The sequence below is a fragment of the Streptomyces marokkonensis genome, assembly GCF_039539045.1.
In the GTDB taxonomy this organism is placed as follows: domain Bacteria; phylum Actinomycetota; class Actinomycetes; order Streptomycetales; family Streptomycetaceae; genus Streptomyces; species Streptomyces marokkonensis.
The window spans coordinates 1-25,199 of record NZ_BAABCQ010000119.1 but is presented as its reverse complement, the minus strand read 5'-3'; the positions used below and the strand labels follow the sequence as shown (position 1 = coordinate 25,199).

The 25,199-nt window shown below is 72.4% G+C and carries 17 protein-coding genes and 1 pseudogene; 8 read left to right on the top strand and 10 right to left on the bottom strand.

What is annotated here, in order from left to right; genetic code table 11:
• Positions 1-205 precede the first annotated feature (205 nt).
• The 3 genes from ABEA26_RS25160 to ABEA26_RS25150 all read left to right on the top strand — a co-directional run bounded on the left by ABEA26_RS25160 (position 206) and on the right by ABEA26_RS25150 (position 2,259).
• Entirely contained in the window at positions 206-760 is a 555-nt protein-coding gene (locus ABEA26_RS25160; protein WP_345595622.1) for a sigma-70 family RNA polymerase sigma factor, read from the top strand.
• A gap of 140 nt (positions 761-900) precedes the next feature.
• A complete protein-coding gene (locus ABEA26_RS25155) occupies positions 901-1,416 on the top strand; it encodes a hypothetical protein (protein WP_345595621.1) in 516 nt (171 codons plus the stop codon).
• A gap of 192 nt (positions 1,417-1,608) precedes the next feature.
• Positions 1,609-2,259, top strand: a complete 651-nt coding sequence (locus tag ABEA26_RS25150; RefSeq protein ID WP_345595620.1) for a zf-HC2 domain-containing protein — start codon at positions 1,609-1,611, stop codon at positions 2,257-2,259.
• Between the two features lie 36 nt (positions 2,260-2,295).
• On the opposite strand, the gene ABEA26_RS25145 is transcribed toward ABEA26_RS25150, so the two are convergent.
• Both ABEA26_RS25145 and ABEA26_RS25140 read right to left on the bottom strand, forming a co-directional pair.
• Positions 2,296-3,159, bottom strand: coding sequence for an Fpg/Nei family DNA glycosylase (locus ABEA26_RS25145; protein WP_345595619.1), 864 nt, complete (start codon positions 3,157-3,159; stop codon positions 2,296-2,298).
• Between the two features lie 159 nt (positions 3,160-3,318).
• Positions 3,319-5,409 carry a SpoIIE family protein phosphatase gene (locus tag ABEA26_RS25140; RefSeq protein WP_345595618.1) on the bottom strand — a complete coding sequence of 697 codons (2,091 nt, stop codon included), beginning with the start codon at positions 5,407-5,409 and terminating at the stop codon, positions 3,319-3,321.
• Positions 5,410-5,533: 124 nt separating this feature from the next.
• Here ABEA26_RS25140 and ABEA26_RS25135 point away from each other — a divergent pair, with 124 nt between their 5' ends.
• Complete coding sequence (locus tag ABEA26_RS25135) at positions 5,534-6,955, top strand: lipase maturation factor family protein (RefSeq protein ID WP_345595617.1); 1,422 nt, start codon at positions 5,534-5,536, stop codon at positions 6,953-6,955.
• A gap of 51 nt (positions 6,956-7,006) precedes the next feature.
• On the opposite strand, the gene ABEA26_RS25130 is transcribed toward ABEA26_RS25135, so the two are convergent.
• On the bottom strand, positions 7,007-10,030 hold the full coding sequence (locus ABEA26_RS25130) for an alpha-mannosidase (protein WP_345595616.1): 3,024 nt from the start codon (positions 10,028-10,030) through the stop codon (positions 7,007-7,009).
• Between the two features lie 336 nt (positions 10,031-10,366).
• On the opposite strand from ABEA26_RS25130, the gene ABEA26_RS25125 reads away from it, so the two are divergent.
• Positions 10,367-11,722, top strand: a complete 1,356-nt coding sequence (locus tag ABEA26_RS25125; RefSeq protein ID WP_345595615.1) for an amidase — start codon at positions 10,367-10,369, stop codon at positions 11,720-11,722.
• A gap of 7 nt (positions 11,723-11,729) precedes the next feature.
• Here the strand turns inward: ABEA26_RS25125 and ABEA26_RS25120 are convergent, their stop codons facing one another.
• On the bottom strand, positions 11,730-12,212 hold the full coding sequence (locus ABEA26_RS25120) for a GNAT family N-acetyltransferase (RefSeq protein WP_345595614.1): 483 nt from the start codon (positions 12,210-12,212) through the stop codon (positions 11,730-11,732).
• Between the two features lie 56 nt (positions 12,213-12,268).
• Positions 12,269-12,442 (bottom strand): hypothetical protein, encoded by a 174-nt coding sequence (locus tag ABEA26_RS25115; RefSeq protein ID WP_345595613.1) that lies wholly within the window; start codon positions 12,440-12,442, stop codon positions 12,269-12,271.
• 474 nt (positions 12,443-12,916) lie between these two features.
• Between ABEA26_RS25115 and ABEA26_RS25110 the strand changes: the two genes are divergently transcribed.
• On the top strand, positions 12,917-13,360 hold the full coding sequence (locus tag ABEA26_RS25110) for a hypothetical protein (protein WP_345595612.1): 444 nt from the start codon (positions 12,917-12,919) through the stop codon (positions 13,358-13,360).
• Positions 13,361-13,447: 87 nt separating this feature from the next.
• On the opposite strand, the gene ABEA26_RS25105 is transcribed toward ABEA26_RS25110, so the two are convergent.
• The 4 genes and pseudogenes from ABEA26_RS25105 to ABEA26_RS25090 all read right to left on the bottom strand — a co-directional run bounded on the left by ABEA26_RS25105 (position 13,448) and on the right by ABEA26_RS25090 (position 20,568).
• Positions 13,448-14,992, bottom strand: coding sequence for an SDR family NAD(P)-dependent oxidoreductase (locus tag ABEA26_RS25105; RefSeq protein WP_345595611.1), 1,545 nt, complete (start codon positions 14,990-14,992; stop codon positions 13,448-13,450).
• Between the two features lie 102 nt (positions 14,993-15,094).
• A complete protein-coding gene (locus ABEA26_RS25100) occupies positions 15,095-16,456 on the bottom strand; it encodes a wax ester/triacylglycerol synthase family O-acyltransferase (protein ID WP_345595610.1) in 1,362 nt (453 codons plus the stop codon).
• Positions 16,457-16,893: 437 nt separating this feature from the next.
• Entirely contained in the window at positions 16,894-19,512 is a 2,619-nt protein-coding gene (locus ABEA26_RS25095) for a PA14 domain-containing protein (protein WP_345595609.1), read from the bottom strand.
• 217 nt (positions 19,513-19,729) lie between these two features.
• A pseudogene (locus ABEA26_RS25090) lies at positions 19,730-20,568 on the bottom strand ((2Fe-2S)-binding protein).
• 231 nt (positions 20,569-20,799) lie between these two features.
• Between ABEA26_RS25090 and ABEA26_RS25085 the strand changes: the two are divergent.
• Entirely contained in the window at positions 20,800-22,044 is a 1,245-nt protein-coding gene (locus tag ABEA26_RS25085; protein WP_345595608.1) for a DMT family transporter, read from the top strand.
• Here the strand turns inward: ABEA26_RS25085 and ABEA26_RS25080 are convergent.
• A complete protein-coding gene (locus tag ABEA26_RS25080) occupies positions 22,034-23,332 on the bottom strand; it encodes a transglycosylase family protein (RefSeq protein WP_345595607.1) in 1,299 nt (432 codons plus the stop codon). The genes ABEA26_RS25085 and ABEA26_RS25080 overlap by 11 nt on opposite strands.
• A 317-nt stretch (positions 23,333-23,649) precedes the next feature.
• On the opposite strand from ABEA26_RS25080, the gene gndA reads away from it, so the two are divergent.
• Complete coding sequence (gndA, locus tag ABEA26_RS25075) at positions 23,650-25,089, top strand: NADP-dependent phosphogluconate dehydrogenase (protein ID WP_345595606.1); 1,440 nt, start codon at positions 23,650-23,652, stop codon at positions 25,087-25,089.
• Positions 25,090-25,199: the final 110 nt, after the last annotated feature.

Sequence of the window (25,199 nt, the reverse complement as noted above, 5' to 3'; positions counted from 1 at the left end):
CACCTCGTCACGGGCGGCTCCGACACGCCCATTGGCCCGTCCGGCGTACGCGAACGGGGCGCACCTGCGCTCGGACGGGATGCGTCGACCGTTCGAACGGGGTCGCCGACCGTTCGTCGAACCGTTCGTCGACCCGATCGACCGTCCGTCGCACACCCCTGCGTGCGCCCTGTCCCCGGGCGGCGCCCTGCGGTGCCATACGGCCATGACGGCCGGAATCACCCTCATGGACAGGACGAACGGGACGACCGCCGAGCACGAGCTCGCCGCACTGCAGCGCGAGCACGGCCGGCCGCTCTTCGCGTTGCTGCTGCGGCTCAGCGACGGCGACCGGCAACGCGCCGAGGACCTCGTGCAGGAGACCCTGGTCCGCGCCTGGCAGCACCCCGAGGCCCTGCGCGCCGACGACTTCGACTCCGTGCGGCCCTGGCTGCTCACCGTGGCCCGGCGCCTCGCGATCGACGCGCGCCGGGCCCGGCAGGCGCGGCCCGCCGAGGTCGGCGACGCGGTACTGGAGAACGCGCGGGTCTGTGCCGATCACGCCGAACGGGCCGCCGCGGCCCTGGATGTGCGCAAGGCTGTGAAGACACTCACTCCGGAGCACCGTGAAGTCCTGGTGCTGGTGTACTTCCAGGGGGCGAGTGTGGCGGAAGCGGCGACAGCCCTGGGCATCCCTCCCGGTACCGTGAAGTCCCGCGCGTACTACGCGCTGCGCGCCCTGCGCAGGGTGCTACCGGGATACGCCGCCGACCTGCGGTGAAACCGACCGTAGGGTCAAACCTCCGTAAAGCGCCTTGCCCTGGACCCCGGTTGGGTAATCGGCTGTCCTCATCCGTGTTCGGACGGGGGCCCATGACCCGGGTCGGGCGACGCGCACGCACCGGAGGAAGGCAGGAAGGGATGCTGTACAGAGGTCGAGGGAGCACGGACGGCACCGGTGGGGGCGAACTGACCGTCCCCATGGCGTGGTTGTACGCCGAGTACATCGCCGACGAGCTGCTGCGGACCGGTGACCTGATGCCGCCGACGTCCTTCGAGTTCCGCGCCGGGCGCGACGCCCTGGCGCTGACCGTCTTCCTGTCCGACACCGAGGACGAGCTCAGCGGCATCCGGGTCATCACCCGGATGGAGACCTGGCTGTCGCTGACCGCCTACGACCAGCCGTGGCACGAGTGGGTCCGGGAGCGCCTGGCCGAGGCCACGGCCGACGCGGTGGCCGCCGGCCGGCACTCGCCGGACCTGGAACTGGCCCGGGCGGCCTGGCGTTGGCTCGAGGAGACCGAGCTGCTCGCCCCGGACCTGAACGCGGTGCCCGGCGGGGCACCGGTGACCGGAGAGGACGAGGGACCGAAGGTGTGGACGCCGGCCTGGCAGCTGGGACTGCCGCTCGGCCATCTGGCCATCCACCTTTTCTAGCCGGCCGGGCCGGTTTCCCCGGGAACCGGGCCGGTTCACGAACTTCTGCGAGGACGGACCAGTCCACGGGCTCGGCCGCTCCGAATCCCTTGGCCGCGATTCCGTCCGTGGCTTGAGTGATTCGGCGGTCCGGTGCGTACGGGTGGGAGCACGGAGTAACCCCACCCGCACCCCACGGCACGAGGAATCGGCATGAGGTCCCCGGAGAGGCATCGTGACGTCGGCGCCTACGCGCTCGGCGTGCTGGACGAGGCGGACGCGTTCCGCTTCGAGGACCACCTCGTGGAATGCCCCCGGTGCGCGGCGCGGGTGACCGAATTCGGCCCCGCCGCCCGTCAGCTGACGCTGTACCGGCAGGCGACGCCCCGCCTCGTCCACCCCATGACCAGGCCCGGCCCGCGGCTGCTCGACCGGCTGCTGTCCGAGGTGGCGGCGCGTCACCGGGCCGGCCGCAGGCGGGTGCTGTACGCCGTGGCCGCGGCCCTCGTGTGCGCCGTGGCCGGTCCCGGCGTCGTGGTCCACGCGAGCCGGGCGGACACCACGGGGCGGCTCACCGCGACCGGCGAGCGGTCCGGGGTGTGGGCGCAGCTCACGGCCGAGGGCCAGGCCTGGGGCACCGGCGTGGAGCTGAAGGTCAGGGACCGGGCGGGCCCGCGCTCCTGCCGGTTGATCGCGGTCGGCCGTGACGGCACCGAGCAGACGATCACCAGCTGGAACGTCCCCGGGCACCACGCTCGGCCGAGCACCCTGCACGGCGGGGCAGCCCTGCGCCCCGGGCAGATCGTCCGGTACGAGGTACGGACCTCCCAGGGGGAGCGTCTGGTGACCCTTCCCGCCGGATGACCGTGCGACCGCCGCGTGAGAGCGGTCCGACGACCGTTACTTGAGCAGCCGGGACAGCCTCCGGTCCGCCAGCGGCCTGCCGCCGGTCTGGCAGGTCGGGCAGTACTGGAGCGAGGAGTCGCTGAAGGCGACCTCCCGCACGGTGTCGCCGCACACCGGGCAGGGCTCGCCGGTGCGGCCGTGCACGCGCAGCCCGCTCTTCTTCTCGGCCTTCAGCCGACCGGCCGCCATGCCCCGGGAGCGCTCGATCGCCTCGGTGAGCGTCGTACGCAGGGCCGCGTACAGCCGTGCGGTCTCCTCGTCGGTGAGCGACGCGGCCAGTTTGAAGGGGGACATCCTCGCGGCGTGCAGGATCTCGTCGCTGTACGCGTTCCCCACGCCCGCGAGGAGGCTCTGGTCGCGCAGGGCGCCCTTGAGCTGTCGCCGTTCGCCGTCCAGGAGGGCGGCGAAGCGCGCCTCGTCGAAGTCGTCGGCGAGCGGGTCGGGGCCGAGCCGGGCCACGCCCGGTACCTCCCTCGGGTCGGACACGACGTACACGGCGAGCCGCTTCTGGGTGCCCGCCTCCGTCAGGTCGAAGCCCGCGCCGGTCTCCAGGGCGACGCGCAGTGCCAGGGGGCCCTTGCCGGGGCGGGGGAGGCCGCCGGGGAGGGGGTCCTTCCAGTGCAGCCAGCCCGCGCGGGCCAGATGGGTCACCAGGTGCGGGCCGCCCGCGGTCTCCACGTCGAGGAACTTGCCGTGGCGGTGCACGGCGGCCACCTGGCGGCCCTCCAGGGCGGTGAGCGGAGGGTCGTACGTCTTCAGGACGCTGATCGCCACGGGCAGCACACGGACGATCTCGCGGCCGGCGAGGTGCCCGGTCAGGAAGTCCCTGAGCGCCTCGACCTCGGGCAGTTCGGGCATATGTCCAGGGTGCCACCGGGGACCGACCATGCCACCGGGAACCGGCCGGCAGCCACCACCGGCTACGTCCGTGCCACCGGGAACCGGCCATGCCCCGAGTGTCTCCGTGCCGCCCCGGGACCGGCCCGGCCGGCCGGGCCGGTCCCGGGGCGGCGGAGTTCAGCCCGCCGGGTGGGACACCACGAACTCGGACCACACGCACTTGCCGCCGCCGCGCGCCTCCACACCCCACACGTCGGCGAGCGCCTCGACCAGGAGCAGACCCCGTCCGGAGACACCGGAGTCGCCGGCCTCGCGGCGGCGCGGCAGGGCGCTGGAGGTGTCCTCGACCTCGACCCGCAGCCGGCGGTCGGTGCCGGTGAGCAGCCGCAGGGTGACGATGGCAGAGCCCTCGGTGTGCATGAGGGCGTTGGTCACCAGTTCGTCGGCGACCAGTTCGATCTCGTCGCTCTGGTTCCTGGCACCCCAGGACCGGACCGCGGCGCGGATCATGTGCCGGGCTTCGGTGAGGGCCTCGGGGTCGCCCGGGGAGACGTGCTGCTGGAGCCGGCCGAAGGTCCGGGGCGCGCCCACCCCGTGGCGGCGCAGCAGGAGAAGGGCCACGTCGTCGTCACCGCGGCGCTCGTCGGCCACGTCGATGAGCCGGTCGGCCAGGTCACGAACGTCCTGCGGGCCGGAGGCGACCAGCGCCGTGAGAACCTGTATCCCCTCGTCGAGGTCGGCGCCGGGCTGCTCGACCAGCCCGTCGGTGCACAGCAGCAGGGTGTTGCCCGGGTCCAGCTCGACGGTGGCGACCGGGTAGGCGAGGCGCCCGAACACGGCGGACAGGCCGAGCGGCAGCCCGCCCTCGACGGGGACCCGGCGGCAGGAGCCGTCGCCGTACCGCAGCAGGGGGTCGATGTGGCCGGCACGGACCACCAGGACCACCCCGGTGGCCAGGTCCGCCTCCGCGTACAGGCAGGTGGCGAAGCGGTCTGTGTCGAGTTCGTGGAGGAAGACGGAGGCCCGTGCCATCACGGTGGCCGGGGGGTGGCCCTCGGCCGCGTAGGCGCGCAGCACGATGCGGAGCTGGCCCATGACGGCCGCGGCGTGCGTGTCGTGGCCCTGGACGTCGCCGATGACGGCGCCGACGCGTCCGCCGGGCAGTGGGATCACGTCGTACCAGTCGCCGCCGATGTCCCGGCCGAGGGCGCCGCCGATGGTGGCCGCGCGGTAGCGGACGGCGACGTCGCAGCCGGGCACGCTGGGGATGGTGCGCGGCAGCATGGCCTGCTGCAGGCCCGCGGCGAGGTCCATCTCCTGCTCGTAGAGCATGGCCCGCTGGAGGCTCTGCGCGATGCCGCTGCCGAGCGCGACGAGTACGTTGCGGTCCTCCGCGGAGAAGCCGTGCCGGTCGCTGTAGAGCAGCCCGATCGCGCCGATCGGCCGGGCCTGGGCGATCAGCGGCAGGTAGGCCGCCGCGGTGATGTTCAGGTGGGTGATGCTCTCCCACAGGAGGGGATAGCGCCGCGCGAAGTCCTCCGGCGACTCGATGAAGCGGGGGCTGAGGGTCCGTACCGCCTCGCTCATCGGGTACGGCTCGTCGATCCGGGTGACGCGGGTGCCGGGGACGAAGCTGTCGTCGGGGCCGTCGGCGACCAGCCGGATGCGGCCGGCCTCGACCAGGCCCATCACGAGGCTGGTGGCACCGAGCCGGGTGAGGCCGTGGGTGTCCCGCAGGACCTCGATGACGTCGTCCACCGTACGGGCGTGCGCGAGTGCGGCCGTGGCGAGCTGGACGACGTTGGTGAGTCTGCGACGGGCCTCGTCCTGCGCGGCCTGCTCGCGGCGGGCCTCGATGTCGGCGACCTCCTGGGTCGCGTCGCGGACGATGCCGATGATCCGGCGGGGGCGGCCGGTCTCGTCGCGGCGGATGTAGCCCTGGGTACGGGTCCAGCGCAGGGTGCCGGCGCGGGTGCGCAGCCGGAAGTAGGTGCCGTAGTTCTCGCTGCCGTCCTTCATGGCCTGGGCGACCAGGGCGTCCAGGCGCCTGCCCTCCACCGCGGGAACGCGCAGGGACAACGACTCGGGGCGCCCGTCGTACTCCTCGGGGCGCAGATCGAACACCTCGTAGGCCTGGGCGTCCATGTGGAACAGTCCCGTGTCCAGGTCCCAGTCGAAGCTGCCCATGCGGTGGAGCGCCAGGATGGGGTCCGGGTGAGCGGGCCAGTCGTCCGGGAGTGGCGGGACACTCGCTCCCCGATCAGCCATGGGCCCCACCTTGCCAGGATTTGTCCGATTCTTCGACTCCTGGTCCGCCGCCCCGGCGCCGCCTCCGGGGAACCTCCGGCCGACCGGGGTACACCGGGCGTAATCGTACGAGAGGAGCGCGGCCGTGGAGTGGTTCACCGCACCCGACTACTGGCTGAGCCGGCTGGTCTTCCAGCGGGCCCTGGCCGTCGTGTACCTGGTCGCGTTCCTGACGGCGGCCCTGCAGTTCCGTGCGCTGATGGGCGAACGCGGTCTGACGCCCGTGCCCCGGTTCGTCGAGCGGGTGCCGTTCAAGCGGGCGCCGAGCCTGTTCCAGCTGCGCTACTCGGACCGCCTCTTCGCGGTCGTGGCGTGGGCGGGCTGCGCCGTGTCGGCGGCGTTGGTGGCGGGGCTGGACTCGCTGCTGCCGCTGTGGGGCGCGATGCTGCTGTGGCTGGTGCCGTGGGTGCTGTATCTGTCCATCGTCAACGTCGGGCAGACCTGGTACTCGTTCGGGTGGGAGTCGCTGCTGCTGGAGACCGGCTTCGTCGCCGTGTTCCTCGGCAACGACGAGGTGGCGCCGCCGGTCGTCGTCCTGTTCCTGCTGCGCTGGCTGCTGTTCCGGGTCGAGTTCGGGGCGGGGCTGATCAAGATGCGGGGTGACGAGTGCTGGCGGAAGCTGACCTGCCTGGACCACCACCACGAGACCCAGCCGATGCCGGGCCCGCTGAGTTGGTTCTTCCACCACCTCCCCCGCCCCCTGCACCGCGTCGAGGTGGCCGCGAACCACGTCACACAGCTCTTGGTGCCCTTCCTGCTCTTCACCCCGCAGCCCCTCGCGACGGCCGCCGCGGCGCTGATGATCGTGACCCAGCTGTGGCTGGTGCTGTCGGGCAACTTCGCCTGGCTGAACTGGATCACCATCGTGCTCGCCCTGCCGGCGGTCCGGTTCCCGGCCGATCCGCCGTCCGTGGCCGCCGCGCCGCTGTGGTACGAGGTGGTGGTCCTCGCGGTGGCGGCGCTGCTGGTGTTCCTGAGCCACCGGCCGGTCCGCAACATGATCTCCCGCGGCCAGGTGATGAACCGCTCCTTCGACTCGCTCCACCTGGTCAACACCTACGGCGCCTTCGGGAGCGTCAGCCGGGTCCGCCACGAAGTGGTGATCGAGGGGACCGCCGACGAGGTGGCCCGCGAGGACGGGGACTGGCGGGAGTACGAGTTCAGGGGCAAGCCCGGGGATCCACGTCGCTGGCCGCGCCAGTTCGCGCCGTACCACCTCCGGCTGGACTGGCTGATGTGGTTCGCCGCGCTGTCGCCCTCGTACGCCGGCTCGTGGTTCGGCACCCTCGTGGAACGGCTGCTGGAGAACGACCGGGCGACGCTGGGACTGCTGCGCCGCTCCCCGTTCCCGCCCGACGCGCCGCCGCGCTTCGTCCGCGCCCGACTGTTCCGCTACCGGTACACGACGTGGCGCGAGCTGCGGGAGACGGGCGCGTGCTGGGAGCGGACGTATGTGCGGGAGTTCCTGCCGCCGACGCGGCTGGCGGAGGTGCCGGAGAAGTCGTAGCCGCACGGGCGGACGGGCCCGGTTCACGGATGAACCGGGCCCGTGCGGGCGCTACGCGCGCGTCAGCCGCAGGGTCATCAGCTGGAACGGGCGCAGTCGTACGGTGATCCGCTCGCCGTCGGTCTCGACCGCGGTCTCCTCATCGGCGAGCGGCCGCTCCAGCAGGTCGGTGACCATCACGCCGGCGACCTGGAAGCCGGCCGTGAGGGTGGCCCGGACCCGGCCGCCGTGGGCCTCGTGGAAGCGGACGACGACGTCGCCGCTGCCGTCGTCGGCGAGCTTGACGGCGGTGACCACGACCGCGTCCCGGTCGGCCGACACCAGCGGCGCGACCTCCCCGGCGCCGGTGACCCGCCGCTCGGGCAGGTTGATCCGCCAGCCCTCGCGCACGGCGTCGCCGATGCCCGCGCCCGGCACCAGCGCGTGCCGGAACCGGTGCACGCCCTGGTCGGTCTCGGGGTCGGGGAAGCGCGGGGCGCGCAGCAGGGACACCCGGACCGTGGTGGTCGTACCGGCGTCGCCGCCGGTACGGACCGTGCGGGTGACGTCGTGGCCGTACGTCGAGTCGTTGACGACGGCCACACCCCAGCCGGGCTCCTCCAAGTGGAGGAAGCGGTGGTTGCAGGCCTCGAACTTGGCCGCCTCCCAGCTGGTGTTGGTGTGCGTGGACCGGTGGAAGTGCCCGAACTGGGTCTCGGACGCGTACCGTTCGGCGTGCACGTCGAGCGGGAAGGCGAGCTTGAGGAACTTCTCCGTCTCGTGCCAGTCGACCTCGGTGTCCACTTCCAGCCCGCGCTCCCCCGGCGCCAGCGTCAGGAGCTGGGTGACGCGGGAGGAGCCGAAGGTGCGGACGACCCGCACCGAGGCGCCGTCGTCGCCGGGGACGACCTCGTCGGCGCCGGTGAGGTCGGTGACCGTGTTGCGGTAGAACTCGTCGACGTCCCAGGCGTCCCACTTGTTCGGGAGGTCGGGGTGGAGCTGGAGCAGGTTGCCGGCCGCGCCCGGTGCGATGGTCTCGCGGTCGGCGGCGATGTCGTACGCCGACACGACCAGCCCCCGGCCGTCGATCTCGACGCGCAGCAGACCGTTGTCCAGGACGTGGCCGCCGCCGGGGCGGGCGGTGAGGCCGGTGCGGCCCCCGGTGGCGGGCGCGGCGGCTGCGCCCGCCGGGACTCCTGCCCGCGCGTGCGGGGCGGAGTTGAAGACCAGCGGGGTGTCGCCCTCGCCGGCCAGCGCGCGCTGCGCGGCGTCGATGATCCCGTTCAGCTCGTCGGCGACCCGGTCGTAGGTCGCGCGTGCCTCGCGGTGCACCCAGGCGATGGAGGAGCCGGGCAGGATGTCGTGGAACTGGTGCAGCAGGACCGTCTTCCAGAGGCGGTCCAGGTCGTCGTACGGGTAGGGGAACCCGGCGCGCACGGCGGCCGTGGCCGCCCACAGTTCGGCCTCGCGCAGCAGGTGTTCGCTGCGGCGGTTGCCCTGCTTCGTCCTGGCCTGGCTGGTGAGGGTGGCGCGGTGGAGTTCGAGGTAGAGCTCGCCGACCCAGACGGGCGGCCGCGGGTTCTCCGCCTCGGCCTTCTCGAAGAAGGCTCCCGGGGTCTCCCAGATGACGGTCGCCGAGCCCTCCAGGTCGCGCAGCCGGGCCGCCTTGGCGATCATCTCGCGGGTGGTGCCGCCGCCGCCGTCGCCCCAGCCGGTCGGGGCGAGGGAGTGCCGGGCGACGCCCTTGTCCTTGAAGTTGCGTGCGGCGTGCGCGATCTCACTGCCCTTCATCGAGCAGTTGTAGGTGTCGACGGGCGGGAAGTGGGTGAAGATCCGGGTGCCGTCGATTCCCTCCCAGCGGAAGGTGTTGTGCGGGAACTTGTTCGTCTGCGACCAGGAGATCTTCTGCGTCAGCAAGTACTTGGTGCCGGCCGCCTTGATGATCTGCGGCAGTCCGGCCGCGAAGCCGAAGGTGTCCGGGAGCCATGCCTCGTCGTTCTCGACACCGAACTCGTCGAGGAAGAACCGCTTGCCGTGCACGAACTGCCGGGCCATCGCCTCCGAGCCGGGCATGTTGGTGTCCGACTCCACCCACATTCCGCCGGCCGGCACGAACCGGCCGTCCGCCACGGCCTTCTTCACCCGGGCCCACACCTCGGGCCGGTGGTCGCGTACCCATGCCCACTGCTGGGCCTGCGACATGGCGAAGACGAAGTCCGGCTCGTCCTCCAGGAGCGCGGTCATGTTGGCGGTCGTACGGGCCACCTTGCGCACGGTCTCACGCAGCGGCCACAGCCACGCCGAGTCGATGTGCGCGTGGCCGACGGCGCTGATCCGGTGCGCCGAGGGGACGGCGGGGGCGGAGAGCACGCCGGTGAGGCGGGTGCGGGCCTGCTCCGCCGTGCCGTTGACGTCCTGGAGGTCGATGGCGTCCAGGGCCTTGTCCACCGCACGCAAGATCTCCCAGCGGCGCTGCGAGTCCGCCGGCAGTTCCGTCATCAGCTCGCCGAGCACCTCCAGGTCGAGCACCAGGTTCCACACCGCCTCGTCGAGGACGGCGAGGTCCATGCGTGCGAGGGTGTACAGCGGTTCGCTGCCGGCGGTGTCCTTGTCGCCGAGCGGCGTGGGTACGAAGGGACGGGAGCCGAAGATGACGGGGTTGGAGGCGGCCTCGACGTGCAGGCGCACCTCCTCGCCGCCCTCGGCGGGGGCGCCGATCCGCACCCACTGGTTGCGGGGGTTGAGTCCCTTCACCGGGGTGCCGTCGGGGCGGTAGACCAGGCCCTCGCACTGGAAGCCGGGTATGTTCTCGTCGAAGCCGAGATCGAGGATCGTCTCCACGGTCTTCCCGGCCCACTTCTCGGGCACGGTGCCGGTGACGCGGAACCAGCTGGTGCCCCAGGGAGCGCCCCAGCGGGCGCCCACCTCGATGGGCTCGGGGTCGGCCGCGAGTCCCTCGGCCACCGGTACGGGCTCGCCGGGGGCGTTCCACACCGCGACGTCCAGCGGCAGGAACTCGGGGTACACGGCGGGGCGGACGCGCTCGTCGAGGACGCGCTTGAGGCGGGCTTCGACCAGGTCGCGGTCGTCATGCATGCGGGGTGCTCCGTGGTTGAGGGGGCGGACGAGGGCGGAGTGCGGGGGCCTCCCGGGGGGCTGTCAACCAGGTGTGGGTCACGGTGGCGGGGGCCGGCGTGGTGTACAGCTCCCCCACCGCGCGCACTTCGAACCGTGCGGCGCGGGCCCGCTTCGGTGCGGTGCGGTGCGTCAGCTCGACAACCGCGTTCACACCGGCCGTCAGCCATGTCGGGTCGGCCGGCACAGGGCGGGTCGGCCGGTTCGGGCTCTCGACGCGGAGGTGCCCGGGCGGGCAGAGTGCTCCCTGCGTACTCGCCAGTAATCCCGTTCCACCGCCACCCCGAGGAGCCCTCCGTGACCGACTGGGCCGGCCGCACCGCCGTAGAGATCGCCGCCGCCGTACGGGAGAAGCGGGCCACGCCCCGTGAGGTGGTGGCCGGGCATCTGGCCCGTATCGAGCGGCTCGACGGCCGTGTCGGCGCCTTCCGCGTGGTGCGCGCCGAGGCGGCGATCGCCGAGGCGGAGGAGGTGGGCGCCCGGGGTGATCTGGGCGAACTGCCGCTGGCCGGCGTGCCGGTGGCGGTCAAGGACAATCTCGCGGTGCGCGGCGAGTCCGCGCGCAACGGCTCGGCCGCGACGCCGGACACGCCCGCCGGTCAGGACCACGTCACCGTGGCCCGGCTGCGGGCGGCCGGCGCGGTGGTGGTGGGACTGACGAACGTACCCGAGCTGTGCGTGTTCGGCACCACCGAGGGCGTGCACGGCACCGCCCGCAATCCGTGGGACCCGGCCCGCACCGCGGGCGGCTCCTCCGGCGGCAGCGCGGCCGCGGTCGCCGCCGGGATGGTGCCGATCGCGCTCGGCAACGACGGCATGGGCTCGCTGCGCATACCGGCGGCCAACTGCGGCCTGGTCACCATCAAGCCGGGCCACGGGGTGGTGCCGGCCGGGATCGGCGACGGCGACTGGTTCGGCATGTCCGAGAACGGGCCGCTGGCCACGACGGTCGAGGACGCCCGCCTGATGCTCGCGGTCCTCGCGGACGACCTCGCGGACGGTGAACCGCCGCGCCGGGAGGACACCGGCACCCTCCGCGTCGCCGCCTCGCCGCGCAGCCCTCTGGCCGGGGTCACCGTCTCCCGTCCCTACGCGGAGGCCGTCCGCGAGGCCGCCGGGGTGCTGATGAGGGCGGGACACCAGGTGCGCCGGGCCGACCCGCCCTACCCGGCGTCGCTGAGCCTGACCGCCCTGGCCCACTGGACGGCCGGTACGTCCGTGGACGCACGGGACCTGGACCGGCGGCTGCTGGCGAGGCGGACCCGGGTGCACGCGGCCCTCGGGCGGCGTTTCGTACGCACGGTGGCGACCGGCAAGGGCAGGGAGGGGCTCCGCGGGCGGTTGGAGCCGTTCTTCCGCGAGTACGACGTCCTGCTCACCCCGGCACTGGCCCGCCGCTCCCCCGAGGCGGGGCCCTGGCACGAGCGGGGCTGGCTGCGCAACATGGCGGCCAACTCCGCGTACTCGCCCTTCACCCCACCCTGGAACCTGACCGGCTGGCCCGCACTGGTGGTCCCGTTCGGCACTCTGCCCTCGGGCGCCCCCTGCGCCGTACAGCTGGCGGGGCCGCCGGGGGTGGAGGCGGCGCTGCTGGAGCTGGCGGAGCGGATCGAGGCACTGCGTCCCTGGCGGCGGACGGCACCGCTGGACTGACAGGTCCCTACAGCGACCGGTGCATGATGTGCAGGCCGATCCGCCCGTGCCGCGGGTGGTCGAAGGCGTCCGGCACCGTGCCCAGGATCGTGAAGCCGAGGGAGGCCCAGAGCTTCACGGCCGGGTTGGTCTCGACTACGGCGTTGAAGACCATGCCCCGGTATCCGTCCGCCCTGGCGGCGGCCAGGACGTGCTCGGCGAGGGCGCGGCCGGTGCCGCGGCCGGCCCGGTCGGGGTCGACCATGAATCCCGCGTTGGCGATGCGGGCGGCGGGGCCGCCGTAGTTGGGAGTGACATAGGCGGAGGCGACGACGGTGCCGGTGTCGTCCTCGGTGACGTAGACGCGTTTCGCGGGGTTCATCCACAGGGCCCGGGCGTCCTGCTCGGACGTGTCCGGGTCCCAGGCGTAGGTCTCGCCTGCCGCCACGATGCGGTGCCAGAAGGGCCAGATGTGCGGCCAGTCGTCGGCCGTCGATTCCCTGATCAGCATGGGCGTGAGTCTCGCACGCCCATGCAGCCGGCAGATCCCGCGGGTGGCGCCGCGGGTCAGTCCACGCTGGGCAGGATGTGGGGCTCGGCGAGATCCTCCTCGTACCCCGCGAGGCGGATCGGGGCGGACCTGGCCCACACGTCGAGGCTGCCGAGCTCTCCGGGCCGGCGGCCCGCTCGCTCGGTGCGTTCCTTGGGGCGTTGCTCTGGATTCGTCGTCTCCGGTGTCACCGCGCACTCCTTATGTGTCGGGTCACCCTCGGGGCCTGTACCGCCAGTCTCCTGTCCGGCACCCGGCGCCCGCTCGGGTGTGAGTCGAATGCAGTTCGGACGCGGTGGCGCCGGTAACTCGTGCGAGAACAGGCCGTTGTGAACCGGCTTGTCCCATGACGGACCTTGGGCGTGGGTAGTGCCCTGTGCGGCCGTCCGTCTGCCTCAGATTAACCAAATGAGCGGGGGTGCGCTCTATGGGGCTCAAAACATGGGGGAACCATTGCCTTTCGCTCCGCGTACAGTTGACCCTGTTCCAGCCGGTTTCGCCCGCTTGTGCACTGCGCGCGACTCACCCGTTCAGCCCACATCGCCGACCACGCATTCGAATGTCGGCGGCGACGGGACGCACAGTTAAATTGCCGTTGGCTGCGGCGCAAGCTCGTCATGGTCTCCTGCTGGTCGGCAACGGCTGTCTCGTGGGAGGACCGAGGCATGGAACTGCGCAGCGTCGAGGAGCTGATGGACCTGCTGTACGCCTGCCGGGGCGAACGGTCCGCCGCGGAGCACGGCAGCGGGTCCGCGGACCTGCACGGGCACGCGCTGCGGACCGCCGCGCTGCTGCGCCGGCGTCGCCCCGCCGACAAGGAACTCCAGGTGGCCGGCCTGGTGTCGCCCGTGGGCCGGCTGCTGTGGCCCGGCAGCCATGCCGGCCGGACCGCGGACGTGGTGCGGCCGCTGCTCGGTTCGCGCGTCGCCCGCCTGCTGCGCCGGCACGCCCATCCGGACGCCTGGGCCCACGACGACGATCTGGTCAGCCTGCGCCAGGCCGACGAGGAGGCTCGCACCACCGTCTTCGACGCCGGGGTCCTGGAGGACTGGCGCACGGTACTGGAGCTGACGGCGGCGCGGAACTCGCGGCTGGGCGCCGTCGAGTGAGCCGCCGTGGGCCCGGCCCACCGCCGACCAGCCCGCCTGCCCGACCACCGCCGGCCCGGCCCATCGCCGTAGGCCCCGGTGGGTCCGTCACCACTTGCCGGGTGCGTAGTCCTTGAGGAAGACGCCGTACAGGTCCTCGCCCGCCTCGCCTCGCACGATCGGGTCGTAGACGCGGGCGGCGCCGTCGACCAGGTCGAGCGGGGCGTGGAAACCGGCCTCGGCCAGGCGCAGCTTGTCGTAATGAGGACGCTCGTCGGTGATCCAGCCGGTGTCGACCGAGGTCATGAGGATGGCGTCGGTGTCGAACATCTCCTGGGCGCTGGTCCGCGTCACCATGTTCATGGCGGCCTTGGCCGCGTTGGTGTTCGGGTGGCCCGCGCCCTTGTAGCCACGGGCGAACACGCCCTCCATGGCGGAGACGTTGACGACGTAGGCGCGTCCCGCGGTCGCCTTGCGCGCGGCCTCGGCCATCGCCGGCCGCAGCGCGCTGATGAGGATGAACGGGGACGTGTAGTTGCACAGCTGGGTCTCGAGCAGTTCCACCGGGGAGATCTGCTCGATGGTCTGGACCCAGGTGTTGCTGTCGACGACGTCGGGGACCAGGCCGCCCGCGTCGATGGCGGTGCCCTCGCGGTGCCGGACCACACTGGCGTTGCCGGCGACCAGGGCGAGGTCGGCCACCTGCTGCGCGTCGAGTCCCGACGCGCCGACGGGCAGCGCCGCCAGCCCGTCCACGGCACCGGAGTTGAAGGCGCCGATGACCTGGTGCGCGGGCAGTTCACCGGCCGGCAGCGGGGCGCTCTCGCCCTCGACGAGCGCGGCGTAGGCGGAGGGCAGGCGGCGCACGGTCTGGGTGGCGTTGTTGATCAGGATGTCGAGCGGGCCCTGCTCGGTGACCCGCTCGGCCAGGGCCACGGCCTGGGCCGGGTCGCGCAGGTCGATGCCGACGACCTCCAGGCGGTGGATCCACTCCCCCGAGTCGTCCATCGCCTTGAAGCGACGGATGGCGTCCTTGGGGAAGCGGGTCGTGATCGTGGTGTGCGCGCCGTCGCGCAGCAGCCTCAGCGCGATGTACATGCCGATCTTGGCCCGGCCGCCGGTGAGCAGCGCGCGCTTGCCGGTGAGGTCGGCGCGGGCGTCGCGGCGGGCGCGGTTCTCGGCGGCGCAGCTCTGGCAGAGCTGGTGGTAGAAGTAGTCGACCTCGGTGTACCGCTGCTTGCAGATGTAGCAGGAGCGGGGGCGCTGGAGTATCCCCGCGATGGTGCCCTCCTCGGTGCGGGAGGAGGGCAGGATGCCTTCGGTCTCGTCGTCGATGCGCTCGGCGGAACCGGTGGCGGTGGCCTCGGTCACCGCCTTGTCGTGGGCGGTCTTGGCGGCCCGGCGCTCCTGACGGCGGCGCTGCTTGACCATCCGGTAGATGTGCGAGGTGGCCCGGCGGACCCGGATCGCGTCCGGGTGGTCGAGGTCGATCCCGTCGAGTTCCTCCAGCACGCTCAGGCAGACGGCGAGCCGCTCCGGGTCGATACCGGGGCCGTACGCCGCCTCGTCACCGGACGCGTACGCCGTCGCCTCGTCCCCGGACTCGTACACCACCTCGTCCGTGGTCGCCGAACCGTCCTGTGTCACCGTCATCGCCGCTGCCGTTCCCTGGTCACGTCGCGGCGCTCGAGACGCGTCCGCTTTCGAACAGCGGATTTTATTCGGCGCCGGGGCACGGAGCCAAACCCGTGCGCCTCAGGGACCGCAGGCGGTGAGCAATGTCTCCACCTCCTCGGACAGGGCCAGGGCCAACCGGTCGAGGTCCGGCACCGCCTTCGCGTCGGCGACCAGGCCGTAGTGGACCCGTCCGCGGTACGTCGAGACGGCCACCGCCAGGGAGTGGCCGCGGGCCAGCGGCGCCAGCGGGTAGACCTCGGTGAGCGGGTGGCCCGCGAGCCGCAGACCGAGGCTGGGCAGGGGCACGCTGGTGACCAGGATGTCGAACCAGAGCCGGGCCGCCTGCCCGACCAGTGGCCCGCCGAGCCGGTGACCGAGTGCGGGCACGTGGTCGGCGAGCAGGGCGACGGCACCGGCTCCCCGTCCCGGCCCCGCGTCCTTGTTGCGGTCCATGGCGGTGCGGACCGCGTCGAGGCGGGACAAGGGGTCGGGGTCGCCGACCGGAAGCCGTATCAGGTAGCCGGAGAGCCGGTTTCCCTGTGGGTGGGCGGCGCGGGGGCGGCGCTTGGCGACGGGGATCAGGGCGCGCGGCGCGACGCCCTCACTGCCGTCGCCGCGCTCGTCCAGCCAGCGGCGCAGGGCGCCGGCGACGACCGCGATCAGGACGTCGTTGACGGTGCCGCCGACGGTCTTGCGCACCCGGTGCACGTCGTCGAGGTCGATGGCGACGCCCGCGGTGCGACGGGTGCCGGAGGACGCCGCGGTGAGCGCGGCCGAGGAGCGCACGTCGAGGGTGGACAGGGCCGCGGCGGCGCCGATGTCGAGGGCGCGTCCCGCGTCGGACAGGGCGCCGCGCACCCGCCGGGGCAGTCCGCGCACGTCCGGCAGGAGACCTCGCACGTCCGGCAGGAGGCCGCGCGGGGGCTCCTCGGGGCGTGGCCTGGGCGCGGGCAGGTCCATCGGGTCGAGGATCCCCGCGGCGAGGGTCAGGGCCCGCAGGCCGTCGGCCAGGGCATGGTGGAACTTGAACAGCACGGCGAAGGAGCCGCCGTCCGCGCCCGGCAGCACATGGGCCTCCCAGGGTGGCCGGCCGCGCTCCAGCGGGCGTTCCATGAGGCGGCCCGCCCGGGCGTGGAAGTCCGTCGTCGGGGCGTGCAGCCTGATGTGGTCGAGCGGGTCGAAGCCGGGGTCGGGCTCGCGGGTCGCGCCGCCGAACGCGAACGGCCGCCGCAGGGCGAGCGGCGGCTGCCAGGTGTCCCGGATCCGCATCCGCAGTCCGGGCACCGCGGGAGCGCGGGCGGCGAGCAGGTCCGCCGCGTGGGCACCGGCCGTTGGCGAGTCGGCCTCGAAGACCCCGACCGCGCCGAGGTGCATGGGGTGCTCGGCGGACTCGATGTTCCAGAACGCCAGGTCGAGGGGAGCGAGCGGATCGGGAGTCAAGGGCTTGCCTCGCAAGGACGACGCACGGACGACGGATGAACAAGCAGTCAACCGTCCCCCGCCGATTACGGTCAAGTACGATCAAGCTACGCACAGTTAACAGCAGATTAAAGTCCCGCTGCTGCGAGAGGGGTGGGACTCCAGGGACTCATGGGGCGCCTGTGCTCACGTCAGCGGCGGCGGTGCCGCCTGTGCCGTGGTTCCCCACCCGGACGGCTGCGGGCCGACCGTGTCTCGCTGACGTCGGGACCGGTTCCGGCGCACCGGCTGGGAACGGTTCACCCGTCGGTGAGGTCCCGGCCGGCCGTGCGGCCCGCGCCGCCGGGGCGGTGAGCAGCGGCGGACGCTGTCACCACCCCGGCCACACGCGGGCGCGGGCGCCGGGTGTCAGGTACGGGCGCGCACGCGGACGTCAGATGCGGGCACGCACGCGGACGTCAGGCTGTCGGACACCCTGCGGGAGTGGGCTGGGAGGCGTCGTGGATCAGGGCCTCGTGGGCGGCCTTCACCCGCTCGACGTCCGGCTTGAGGACCTTGCGGTCGTAGGTCGTCAGGCCGTTCAGCTCGCCCTCGACGTCCGAGATCTGGGTGTACACGGCGCCGTTGCTGCCCCGGCACACCAGGGCGCGCACCTCGTCGAGCTTGGTGAGGTAGTCGTCGGTGTACGTCTGGGGGTCGACGTCGACGTACGACTGCTGCACGGACCAGGCGTGTCCGGGCACCGCGAGACCGAGTCCGCCGTACTCGCCGGTGACCAGGGCGCGTTCGCCGTCCGGGGAGGGCGGCAGGGCGGGGCTCGGGTAGCCGTGCTCGTCCATGAGGTCGCCGGCGCCTCCGTCGGCCCCGAGGTTCAGGCCCGACTGGTTGTTGACGAGGCGGGTCGGGTCCCAGGCCTTGGCCTGCTCGGCGACGCGCTTGATGTCGTACTGCCCCCAGCCCTCGTTGAAGGTGACCCACATGATGATCGACGGGTGGCTGACGTGTTCGTCGATCATCTCCTTCATCTCACGCTCGAACCCGGCCCGGGAGGCGGCGTCCGGGTTCACCCCCGGGGTCATGGAGGGCATGTCCTGCCACACCATCAGGCCCAGCTTGTCGGCCCAGTAGAACCAGCGGTCGGGCTCGACCTTGATGTGCTTGCGCACGGAGTTGAAGCCGAGCTTCTTGTGCAGCTTCAGGTCGTACGCGAGGGCCTCGTCGGTCGGGGCGGTGTGCAGGCCGTCCGGCCAGAAGCCCTGGTCGAGGGTGGCCATCATGAAGACCGGTTCCCCGTTGAGGATCGTGCGCGGCACGCCGTTCACCTTCTCGACGGCGATGGAGCGCATCCCGAAGTAGCTCTCGACGTGGTCCCGTCCGACGGTCACCTTGAGGTCGTACAGGAACGGGTCGTCGGGTGACCACAGGCGAGGGTCGTGGATCTTCAGGGTCAGCGGCTCGCCGGTGCGTCCGCTCACCGTGGCGACCCTGCGGTGCCCCTCGTACGCCGTCGCCCTGATCCGTACGCCGTCGCGCACGCCCTTCGGCTCGACGGTCAGGGTGCCCGCTTGCGCGTCGATGGACGGGGTCAGCTTCAGGGAGTCGACGTGGTCCCGGGCGACCGGTTCCATCCATACCGTCTGCCAGATGCCGGAGCTGGGCGTGTACCAGATGCCGCTCGGGTCCAGGCTCTGCTTGCCGACCGGAGGGTTCTCGCCGCCCCGCGCGTCGGTCGGGTCGTAGACGCCGACGATCAGCTCCTGGGTGCGGCCCGGCTTCAGCGCGTCGGTGACGTCGGCACTGAACTTGTCGTAGCCGCCCTTGTGCTCGGCGACCCTGGTGCCGTTGACGTACACCTCGGACTGCCAGTCGACGGCGCCGAAGTTGAGCTTCAGCCGCTGTCCGTGGCCGATGTGCCAGTTCGCCGGAACCGTGAAGGTGCGGCGGTACCACATGCGGTCCTCGTGCCGCTGGATGCCGGAGAGCTGTGACTCCACCGGGTACGGGACGAGGATGCGCTCCTTCAGGTTCTTGCCCACCGGCGGCTGCTCGCCCGCCTCGGCGGCGGCGAACTGCCAGCGGCCGTTGAGGTTGCGCCAGGCGTCACGTGTCAGCTGCGGACGCGGGTACTCCGGGAGGGCGTTGTCCGGGCCCACCTCGTCGGCCCAGTCGGTGCGCAGTTCGTACGTGGAGTGGTTGTCGCCGCTGCTCCAGAAGGCCTTGACAACGTTGCCTCCGGCGTCGGTGAGGCCGCCTTCCCCGTCGTAGCGGACGTCGGCGGTGCCGGGGGCGTCGCCGTCCTTGTTGCCGACGACCGGCTGGTCGAGGGCGACGAGGAGGGCGGTGGGGTCGGCCGGGTCGACCTTCGCCTCGCCCAGGGGCCACTTGGCTCCGCCGATCACCGCTTCGAGGTGGTCGTCGAGGCCGGCCGGGGCCGCGGCGAGCGGGCGCGGGAAGTCGAGCTTGAGGGTGCGGCCGGTGGCCTGGACGGTGGTCGCCGTCGCGCCGTCGTAGTCGAAGCCGTCGGGCAGGCGGAACGCCGACTGCGGGACGGGCTCCTTGCTGCCGCCGGGCTCGGTCCAGCGCAGGTGGAGGTTGGAGCCTCCGTAGTGCTCGAAGTACTCCAGCTTGATGTCGTAGGACTGACCGGCGGTCAGCTCGACGGGTCGGGCGGTCTGTTCGCGGTCCCAGTCGTCGACCCAGTGGTCGATGGCGAGTTGCCCGCCGATCCAGAGGCGGAAGCCGTTGTCGCCGATGACCGAGAAGGTGTGGGCGCCGGTCTTCTCGGGCACCAGCTTGCCGGTCCAGCGGACGCTGACGTCGTCCGACTGCCCGGTGGCGAAGTTCAGCCGCGGCTCCAGGGTGTCGAAGTCGAGCTGCGGGTCGAAGCCGGTGGCCTTGAGTTCGTGGAAGTCGAAGGCTCCGGGGGCGGACTGGGTGTAGTACTCGCCCTTCAGGCCGTGGATCTCCGCGGCGCCGTCGTCGGCCGCGCTCGCGTTCGGCACGGCGGCGAGGCCGGCGACGCCGAGGGCGGCGGCGAGCAGTAACGCGAGTCGGTCTCTGAGTCGTTTGGTGCGCACTGACCCTCTCCTCGGAAACGGGTGGTGGCTGATGGCTCAGGGTTCGGACATCGATGTCGCGCATTTCTCACGCATGGCACACATCGATGACGTACATCGATGTAACAGCGGATGCGCAGTGGCATGACAACACGGATTCCGTTTGGCGTCCAGGGACATGACAACAACCCCGGACGCGTCGCGGGTACCGCACGCCCCGGGGCCGTCATCCGCCCCGTCACGGCACCGACCGGTCGGACTCCGGCGGCTCGGCAGACTCCGGCGGGCGCTCAGCAGACTCCGGCGGCCGGGCAGACCCTGGCGGCCGGGAGAAGCAGCAGTCGCCGCAGACCCCTGCGCCGGGCACCCGGTAGTACAGACAACAGCTGCGGCGCCTGAAGGCGGTGCCGGTGAGGGTGCCGGTTCCGGTGAGGAGAGGGTGGGCGAGCAGGCCGGCGGTCAGGGAGCGGGCGCGGGCGGCGGTGTCCCCACGGCCGTGGCGGCGGGCCCAGCCGTCCAGTTCGCGGCCGGCGCCGGCCAGCGCGGAGGCCGCGTTCCCCCACAACAGGCCGGTCGCGACGCGGTGGCGGGCGTGCAGGGCCGCCGCCAGGGGGCCAGGTGGCCATGGAGCACGACCTCCGCGATCGTGGCGACGTCACCCGGCAGGGGGCGCACCTCGGCCAGCCACAGGTCGTCGGGGGCGCCGGCGTCTGGGTCCCAGCGCAGCAGGGCCGGGGCGAGATCGGGAACGCCGCCGTAGAGGGCGGCGCACCCCAGCGTCACTGACCACAGGCGGGCCGCGAGCCCTTGGTGGGCCACGGAGGCCGCGACGCGGGTCTCGGGGGCGCGGAGTGCGGCGGCGACCTTCTGGACGCGGAAGGCAAGTGGGTCCTCCCCCACCTGTACGTGAACGTCCGGCGTAGCGTCTCCGCATCCTCGGGCGTACGCCTGCGCGAGGGTGGGGAGCCGCAGGGACGACCGCGACGCGTGCGTGGACGTGGACGTGGACGTGGACACGTGCAGGATGGAGAAGCCGCCCAGCGGGCGTAGTGCGGCAAGGCCGGGGTCGAGGTCCACGGAGATCAGTAGTATCAAGGCCGGCCCTCAGGGGCACGGGTCGGGGACCCGGTACTGGAGTCGCCCACCCTGGGGAGGACGGCGCCGCCCTCGTACTCCATCGGCAGTAGGACCCAATGAGTGCTCAGGGACGACGACGGGAAGACCCTGAGAAGGCATCGTGTTGTCCATGGAAGACGACCGTTCGCCGCGCCGGGCCCAGGGCTCCCGTCCCACGCAGAGGAGCAGCCGATGAGCGCCCTCGCGTTTTCCGTGCTGCTGTCGCTCGTCTCCGCCGTGGCGTACGCGGGCGGGGCGATCGTGCAGGAGCAGGTCGCGGCGTCCTCCCCTGGTGCTCAGTACGCTCCGCTGCGCCGGCCCGGCTGGTGGGCGGCGGTCGGACTCAACGGCCTCGGTGGCCTGCTGCACGTCGTGGCCCTCGCCCTCGGTCCGCTGAGCCTGGTGCAGCCGCTGGGCGCACTCACCATAGTGTTCGCCCTGCCCATGGCGGCGCTGTTCGTGGGCCGCAAGGCCGGCGCGACGGCCTGGCGGGGCGCGCTCATGGCGACGGTCGGTCTCGCGGGTCTGCTGTCCCTGGTCGGCGCTTCCGACGCGCAGTCGCTGAACTCGGGGCAGCGGGTCGGGGCGGCCGTCGTCACCGGTGGTGTGGTCGTGGCGCTCATGGTCGCCGGCCGGGCCGTGCACCGGCACCCGGCGGTGCGCAGCATCCTGCTGGCGACCGCGTCCGGCATAGCCTTCGGCATGTCCTCCGTCTTCACCAAGACGGTCGCGGTGGACTGGTCCGGGGGCGTGTCGGCCGCCGACCTGCCGTCCCTGGCCGTGATCGGCGTACTCGCCACGGCCGGCATGCTGCTCTCCCAGGCCTCCTACCGGGGCGCCGGCCTCGCGGCGCCGCTGGCCACACTCACGGTGGTGAACCCGGTGGTGGCCGCCGTGGTCGGCATCACGATGTTCGGCGAAACCTTCCGCTACGGCACGACCGGCACCGCGCTCGCCCTGGGCTGCGGCGTGGTGACCGCGGGCGGACTGATCCTGCTGACCACGGAACGGATCGCGCGGGAGGCGGCCGAGGCCGACGAGGAGGCCGTGGCGTCCGCCGGCCAGGAGCCCCTTCCGTCGGCGGCCGGAGCGGGGACGTTCGAAGCGACGGCGCCCGAAGCCGGGACGATCGGAGCGGGAACGGCGTCGGCGTCGTCGTCATCGTCGGTCGAGAACGTGCTGGCGCGGGAAGAGCACGAGCAGCGGGTCACTTCGCCGACCGACAAGGTCTTCCTGCCCTCCCCCGTGTCACCACCGCTCCCGGACCCGGCTCCCGACGAGGAGACGTACGAGACCCGGGAGCCGTCGGAGAGCGGCGACACGCGGCTCTCCGACGGCCCGCGCTCCGACGGCCCGCTCTCCTACGGCCCCTTCTGCGGTGCTCCCTTCGTCCCGCCGCGCGTTCTCGGCCGGCGCCGGGTGCGGATCAGATCCTGACCCCGCCGGCCCGCAGATACGCCACCGGGTCGACATCGGAACCGAAGCCGGGCCCTGTCCGCACCTCGAAGTGCAGATGCGGGCCCGTGCTGTTGCCGGTGGAGCCCGAGCGGCCGATGCGCTGGCCCGCGCCCACCGACTGTCCGTCCTTCACGGAGATCGCCGAGAGATGGGCGTACTGGGAGTAGCGGCCGTCGGCGTGCCGGACGACCACCTGATAGCCGTAGGAGCCGCCCCAGCCCGCGCTGACGACCTGGCCCGCCGCGACCGACTTGACCGAGGTGCCGGTGGCGACAGGGAAGTCGACGCCGGTGTGGTAGCCCTTGGACCAGGAGGAACCCGCCTGGTGGTACGGCGTGCCGGTGGACGCGTCGACGGGGGCGACGACGCTGTCCGTCTTGGCCGCCTTCTTCGCCTTCTCCGCCCTGTCCTTGCCGCTGTCGGAGTTCGACGACCTCTTCGGCTGCTCCTGCCGCGGCTTGGCGGGCGCCTGCTCGGCCGCCTTCGCCTTCGCCTCGGGCTTCGCGGACGTCCTGGGCTTCTCGGCCGTCCTCGACTCGGAACGGGATGCCGCAGCAGCTCCTTCGCCGCGCAGTGCCAGGCGCTGGCCCGGCACGATCAGGTCGGGGTCCGTTCCGATCGCGTCGCGGTTGGCCTCGTACAGCCCCTGCCAGCCGCCCCGCACCTCCCGGGTGTCCGCGATGCCCGAGAGGGTGTCGCCGGTGATCACCGTGTACGTCTTGCCCTTGCCGACCCGGGACTGCGGGGTGGTCTGGGGCTGGACGTCCTTCACCGAGTCGGCCTTCTCGACGGCCTTCTTGGCGGGCTTCCCGGCGCCCTTCTTGGCGGGCTTCTGCGCGTCCTTCCCGGTGCCCGCGTCCCCGGCCGGCCGGATGTCGGGCGTGTCACCGCCCCGGCTCAGCCCGGCCCGCTCGGAGCACACCGGCCAGGCGCCGGGGCCCTGCCCGTCGAGTACCTTCTCGGCGACGGCGATCTGCTGGTCCTTGGTGGCCAGATCCGCCCGCGGGGCGTATTCGGTGCCACCGAACGCCTCCCAGGTGGACTGGGTGAACTGCAACCCGCCGTAGTAGCCGTTGCCCGTGTTGATGTCCCAGTCGTTGGTGGACTCGCAGGCCGCGACCTTGTCCCAGGTCTCCACGTCGGCCGCGTGCGCCGTGCCGGTACCCATGAGCGGGAGCGCCAGTCCCGCGCCGCCCGCGGTGACGGTCAGTGAGGCTCGGTTGATCCTGTTCGGCTGATACCGGCGGTGCCGACCGCGTACGGCCATGGATATCCCCCTCGACATGCGTCAGGAGGGGCAAAAGTAAGCGCTGCTAACAGGCCATGGCAAGACGGCAATCGGCCGGTTGGTCACGCCAAGTGGCCAAGAAGGGGTACCTGTTGGCCGGATGCGGCTTTCGCCCGCTGATGCAGCGGTCCTCTCCCGTGCGTACCGGAGTCCGCCGGACCGGGAAGTGCGACCGGCGTACGGGCACGTCAGGATGGTCGAGCACCGAAACCGGCCATACTGGCGGGCAGGACCGGCACCACAGACACAGGGCACCACAGACACCACTGACACCAAGGTCACTAGGAGCCAACCCAATGAGTGCTACAGCGCAGATCGGCGTCACGGGTCTCGCGGTCATGGGCCGCAACCTCGCCCGTAACTTCGCCCGCAACGGCTACACGGTCGCGGTGCACAACCGGACCGCGTCCCGCACCCACGCGCTGGTGGAGGAGTTCGGGAGCGAGGGCGATTTCGTCGTGGCCGAGACCGCCAAGGAGTTCGTGGCGGCGCTGGAACGGCCGCGGCGCCTGGTGATCATGGTGAAGGCCGGCGACCCGACCGACGCGGTGATCCAGGAGTTCGCCCCGCTCCTGGAGCCCGGTGACATGATCATCGACGGTGGCAACGCCCATTTCGCGGACACCCGGCGCCGGGAACGCGAACTGCGTGAGCAGGGCATCCACTTCGTCGGCACCGGCATCTCGGGCGGCGAGGAGGGCGCGCTCAACGGCCCGAGCATCATGCCGGGCGGCTCGAAGGAGTCGTACGAATCGCTCGGCCCCATGCTGGAGAAGATCTCCGCGAAGGCGGCGGACGGAGCGCCCTGCGTGACGCACGTCGGTCCCGACGGCGCCGGGCACTTCGTGAAGATGGTGCACAACGGCATCGAGTACGCCGACATGCAACTGATCGGCGAGGCGTACCAGCTGCTGCGCGATGTCGCCGGGTACTCCCCCGCACAGATCGCGGACATCTTCCGCACCTGGAACACCGGCCGCCTGGACTCGTACCTGATCGAGATCACGGCGGAGGTGCTGTCGCACGTGGACGGGGCGACGGGCAAGCCGTTCGTGGACGTGGTGGTCGACCAGGCGGAGCAGAAGGGCACGGGCCGCTGGACGGTGCAGATCGCGCTGGACCTGGGCGTTCCGGTGTCCGGCATCGCGGAGGCGGTCTTCGCCCGCTCGCTGTCCGGGCACGCGGCCCTGCGGGACGCCTCGCGCGGCCTGGCGGGTCCGAAGGCGTCTCCGCTGGGCGAGGCGGAGGCGGCTGCCTTCGCCGACCGGGTGGAGCAGGCACTGTACGCGTCGAAGATCGTGTCGTACACGCAGGGCTTCCACGAGATCGCGGCGGGCAGCGAGGAGTACGACTGGGACATCGACCTGGGCGCGGTCTCCGCACTGTGGCGCGGCGGCTGCATCATCCGCGCGGCCTTCCTCGACCGCATCCGCGCCGCGTACGACGCCCGGCCGGACCTGCCGAGCCTGCTGTCGGACGAGACGTTCGCGCAGGAGATCGCCGACGCCCAGGACGACTGGCGCGAGGTCCTCGTCGCCGCGACCCGTCAGGGCGTGCCGACGCCCGGCTTCGCCGCGGCCCTCGCCTACTACGACGCCCTGCGCGCGGAGCGGCTGCCGGCCGCGCTGACGCAGGGGCAGCGGGATTTCTTCGGGGCGCACACGTACCGGCGGACCGACCGGGACGGTGCGTTCCACACGCTGTGGGGCGGGGACCGGTCCGAGGTCACCGCGTAGTCGTACGTGGCGGGTGACGGGTGGCGGCGGGGCGATGGCTCAGGTGAGTGGCGGACCCGGTTCCGGGTTGGGCACCGGCTCCGGCCCCGGCGGGATCGGCGACGGTGAGG

What these genes read in the sequence shown, in the direction of transcription:
- ABEA26_RS25145 (WP_345595619.1), bottom strand. Translation starts at nt 3,159, where the DNA reads ATGCCCGAACTGCCCGAGGTCGAGGCGCTCAGGGACTTCCTGACCGGG.
- ABEA26_RS25120 (WP_345595614.1), bottom strand. Translation starts at nt 12,212, where the DNA reads ATGCTGATCAGGGAATCGACGGCCGACGACTGGCCGCACATCTGGCCC.
- ABEA26_RS25155 (WP_345595621.1), top strand. Translation starts at nt 901, where the DNA reads ATGCTGTACAGAGGTCGAGGGAGCACGGACGGCACCGGTGGGGGCGAA.
- ABEA26_RS25105 (WP_345595611.1), bottom strand. Translation starts at nt 14,992, where the DNA reads ATGACGGTGACACAGGACGGTTCGGCGACCACGGACGAGGTGGTGTAC.
- gndA (WP_345595606.1), top strand. Translation starts at nt 23,650, where the DNA reads ATGAGTGCTACAGCGCAGATCGGCGTCACGGGTCTCGCGGTCATGGGC.
- ABEA26_RS25130 (WP_345595616.1), bottom strand. Translation starts at nt 10,030, where the DNA reads ATGCATGACGACCGCGACCTGGTCGAAGCCCGCCTCAAGCGCGTCCTC.
- ABEA26_RS25085 (WP_345595608.1), top strand. Translation starts at nt 20,800, where the DNA reads ATGAGCGCCCTCGCGTTTTCCGTGCTGCTGTCGCTCGTCTCCGCCGTG.
- ABEA26_RS25140 (WP_345595618.1), bottom strand. Translation starts at nt 5,409, where the DNA reads ATGGCTGATCGGGGAGCGAGTGTCCCGCCACTCCCGGACGACTGGCCC.
- ABEA26_RS25150 (WP_345595620.1), top strand. Translation starts at nt 1,609, where the DNA reads ATGAGGTCCCCGGAGAGGCATCGTGACGTCGGCGCCTACGCGCTCGGC.
- ABEA26_RS25080 (WP_345595607.1), bottom strand. Translation starts at nt 23,332, where the DNA reads ATGGCCGTACGCGGTCGGCACCGCCGGTATCAGCCGAACAGGATCAAC.
- ABEA26_RS25160 (WP_345595622.1), top strand. Translation starts at nt 206, where the DNA reads ATGACGGCCGGAATCACCCTCATGGACAGGACGAACGGGACGACCGCC.
- ABEA26_RS25110 (WP_345595612.1), top strand. Translation starts at nt 12,917, where the DNA reads ATGGAACTGCGCAGCGTCGAGGAGCTGATGGACCTGCTGTACGCCTGC.